Origin of the sequence: Bathymodiolus heckerae thiotrophic gill symbiont, from assembly GCF_900180345.1 — a bacterium.
Classification (GTDB): Bacteria; Pseudomonadota; Gammaproteobacteria; order PS1; family Pseudothioglobaceae; genus Thiodubiliella.
Genome location: NZ_FXLV01000077.1, coordinates 1 through 3,744, shown reverse-complemented (window position 1 = coordinate 3,744; position 3,744 = coordinate 1). Strand labels below are relative to the sequence as shown.

Annotated in this window: 4 protein-coding genes and 1 pseudogene; 4 read left to right on the top strand and 1 reads right to left on the bottom strand. The window is 32.9% G+C overall.

Annotation, left to right across the window (positions count from 1 at the left end):
• Positions 1 to 103 (bottom strand): annotated as a pseudogene (locus CRYPD_RS08525) (IS30 family transposase); the annotation flags it as partial.
• A gap of 255 nt (positions 104 to 358) precedes the next feature.
• Between CRYPD_RS08525 and CRYPD_RS07420 the strand changes: the two are divergent.
• The 4 genes from CRYPD_RS07420 to CRYPD_RS07405 all read left to right on the top strand — a co-directional run bounded on the left by CRYPD_RS07420 (position 359) and on the right by CRYPD_RS07405 (position 3,362).
• The gene (locus CRYPD_RS07420; protein ID WP_138146945.1) at positions 359 to 1,387 is read left to right on the top strand and encodes a quinolinate synthase; all 1,029 of its coding nucleotides are present in this window, start codon (positions 359 to 361) and stop codon (positions 1,385 to 1,387) included.
• A 1-nt stretch (position 1,388) separates the two neighbouring features.
• On the top strand, positions 1,389 to 1,721 hold the full coding sequence (locus CRYPD_RS07415) for a thioredoxin family protein (protein WP_138146944.1): 333 nt from the start codon (positions 1,389 to 1,391) through the stop codon (positions 1,719 to 1,721).
• Between the two features lie 10 nt (positions 1,722 to 1,731).
• Positions 1,732 to 2,760 carry a thioredoxin family protein gene (locus CRYPD_RS07410; protein WP_138146943.1) on the top strand — a complete coding sequence of 343 codons (1,029 nt, stop codon included), beginning with the start codon at positions 1,732 to 1,734 and terminating at the stop codon, positions 2,758 to 2,760.
• 260 nt (positions 2,761 to 3,020) lie between these two features.
• Positions 3,021 to 3,362, top strand: coding sequence for a hypothetical protein (locus tag CRYPD_RS07405; RefSeq protein ID WP_138146942.1), 342 nt, complete (start codon positions 3,021 to 3,023; stop codon positions 3,360 to 3,362).
• Positions 3,363 to 3,744 lie beyond the last annotated feature (382 nt).

The window sequence follows — 3,744 nt, the reverse complement described above, 5'->3', positions numbered from 1 at the left end:
GACTTCTGTTTAACAGATTGGCAATGCCAATCTGATTCATATGTAGTTGTAAACACGCTTTTATCTGGTATCGTTCATCGTTAGTCAGTTGTTGATAATTCATTGCAATTTCCCGTAGTAAGAAAATAGCAAAGTTTATTACAACTGGCTATTTAATTACAATTAAAATTGCACTTGTTATGCGAATTCAAGAAATATGAATGATTAGCAGAATTCAATTTCTGTCAAATTGGTATTTTTTTAAACTCTGCCTTAGCAAGGCTAAGGCTAAGTTTAAAAAATCACCAAGTTGGTAAAAAGTGGATTTTTGATGATTATTCATATTTATGTAAAGGTCTCAAATAATGGAGAATAAATTATGACAAAAGATAATCAACAGAATAACGAGATAGAAAATCAAGATATTGTAGAAGCAGACAGGTTACATGGGTTGCTTGCTAATGTAGGATTTAGATATGAAGATTGTCTAGATATTACACCTATAACAAAAGAAATCAACCAACTAAAAGATGAATATGGAAGGGTAATATTGGCGCATCATTATATGACACCTGATATAACTTTTGGTATTGCTGATTTTGCTGAGGATGCGCTCGGTCTTATTGAGCAAGCAAGACGGTCTAAATCTAATTCAATTATTATGTGCACTGTATTGTCATTAGCAGAATGTGTAAAAATTGCTTGCCCTGAAAAAACAGTATTTTGTCCTAACAAGCAAGCAGGTTGTTCAGTCGCTGATAGTATTACTGCAAGCGATGTAAGGGCACTCAAGAAGAAATACCCAAATGCGCCTGCGGTTGCTTATATAACCACAACTGCAGAAGTAAAGGCGGAATCAGATTATATTGTAACCTCTGCAAATGTTAATGAGGTTATTAACGCACTGCCTGACCAACAAATTTTATTTTATCCAGACTATTCAATGTCAACATCCTTGAATGCCGAGTTTGCCAATAAAGACATCATTGGATGGGATGGAACTTGCGTTGTTCATGATAACTATACCGCTGAACAGGTGGTGCAATTTAAAAAACAACATCCCGACACCCATGTGTTGTTTCACTCCGAAGTAAGCCCAGAATTGTATCCACATGGGGAGTTACATGGTGGAACAAAAGCCATGTTAAATTATGTTGATGACCATCCAGAGGTAGATAGTTTCTTTATGGTTACAGAGTGTGGGCTTTCTGACAGGCTTAGAGCCACGCATCCAGATAAAAAATTTATAGGAACCTGTTCTTTGTGTCCTTTTATGAAGATGATTTCTTTGGAAAACACCTTGGAGTGCTTGAAAAATACAGATAAAAAATACGAAGTTACATTTTCAAGTGATATTTTAAATAGAGCATCAGTAGCATATCAAAGAACAGAAAAGCTATTAGCTTAAAATGAATAACACTATTTGCAAGCCTAATTATTCAGTAGAAATACCACTATTTGGAATAGACTCCATTTTGGAAATCGAAAAAAATGCAATTATTCGGTTTTGGGCTCCTTGGTGTGGTTCGTGTAGAGTAAACGAAGATATTATAAATTCTGTTTATAACAAGATTCAAAAAGAATTTAGTTTCTTTAAAATTAATATTGACAGAGAGGTAAAGTTAGCTCAGTTTTTAAATGTTCAACATCTGCCAGAAATGATTGTATTTGATGCAAACAAAAAACAACACCGATTAATTGGGGAAATAACTTCTCAAAAAATATTAAAGTTATGTCAATAAGGAGGTATACATGAAATATTATAGTACAAAGTTTTTTATCTTGGCTTTGTTGATATTAATGACTTCGGTTTACGCACAGGTAGACAAAACAGGTGTCATTACTGGTGGTGTGGCATACGAAATGCCGCCTTGGTTTAAAGCTAGTTTTTTAGAAATTGCTGACGATGTTGAGGAGGCATCTGAGAGTGGCAAACATGTGATGTTGTTTTTTCATTTGGACGAATGTCCTTATTGCGACCAAATGGTGAAAGATTTTAATCAACCGTCACTTAAAAATTTTATTCAACAATATTTTGATATTATTGCGATTAATATCCGTGGTGATAAAGAGATAGCAATTAATGAAATGCAGTCTTTAAGCGAAAAACAATTAGCGACAGAAGTTGGTGTGCAATACACACCAACAGTGATTTTTTTGAATCAAAAGAATGAGCGGGTAGCAAGGACAAATGGTTATCGCAGCCCTGAAAAAATGAGGGAAATTTTGGATTATGTTCATGAAAAAATGTATACCAAATTAACTTTAGCACAATATATTGATCAAATCAAAAAACCAGCGCATTATCAATTACAAAACCATATTATGTTTAAAAATATTAACAACTTATCCACCATAAAAACACCATTGGTAGTAATTTTTGAAGATAATAATTGTGATGCTTGCACTTATTTTTATAATACAACGCTAAAAAATCAAGAAGTAATAAACGAGTTTAATGCCTTTGATGTAGTGAGGCTTGACACAAGCTCAACACAAATTATTATTGATAACCAAGGCAACAAGCGCACAGCAAAAAACTGGGCAGAAGAACTCAAGCTTACCTACCGCCCTGGTATTGTTTTATTTGATAAGGGGCGTGAAATTACCCGTATTGATGGGTTTTTATACCCATTTCATTTCAAAGAAGTGTTGCGTTATGTTAGCAACGGTTTTTATCAAAATTTTGCAACTTATAACACCTATCTTGCTAACAGGCAAGAAAAACTTATTGAGCAAGGTATTAATATTGATATTAATGAGAGACCTTTGCGTAAATAATGTGCTTCAAGGAAGGTTCTGCATACCCCCCCCTAAAACAAACTCTAAAATTAAAAAAATCTATTTTTTTCTAAGCAAATCAAAAAAAATCTATAAAAATCCAACTTTTATCCAAAAATAGGTCTATTTTCTTGCTTTTTTATGTTGATTTTAGGTCTTTTTGTTAAAAAAGACCCAATAATCCCTAAGGCGTTATCAAATCTTTGTAAACATTGGCTGCTCTGGTTTAATTTTTGTGCTTTAAGTGCTTTGCTATTAGCTTGAGAGGTCATCCCTTTGTCATTTACTACAAATGTCAGGATAAATACAAGATTTTTAGGGTTGATTTAGGATTTTTTTGGTTTAATGCAGGGGTTTTTTCTTTTGATTATGTTATTATTCTCTCATCTGAAAGACAACATTTAAACAAAATCAAAAAAGAAAAACTACTCTTTTTTACAGCCGATGATTTAACTGATTTTTTAGATATGATTAAGGCTGATTCTTCCTCAACAGAAAGTACTTTTTTAGGTTACAAGGTGAAAATAAGTTTTGAGCCGTTAAGCAAAAAAGAAACCGAAATTAGGGAAGAGAGTTTGGCGAGGGTTGTTTTGAACGGTTGATACTTAATAAAAATTACAGTGTTTAGGCCGTTTTCAAGTAGGCAGTAAGTTAAAAGTCTCATAATTGTAAAATAGTATTTCGCAGATTCAGGCAACTAAAATACTATCCATAACTAAGCAAACAACCAAGGTTGTTAGCAAAATAATAATTGCTGCAGAATTAATGGCTTGTCTAACTATATAATATGCTCTATGAATATCTCAATAGCCTCTAAGTAATGGAAAAAGAAGAAATACAATCAGTTTTTTGGATTATTAATTGAGACCTTTGCATAAATCAACCAAAACCACACCAATCCAGTAAAATAACAACCATCTAAAATCAATCAAAAAAATAACAATGTCTTGGAAACAAACAACTCAACATTCATTCGCAGACTCT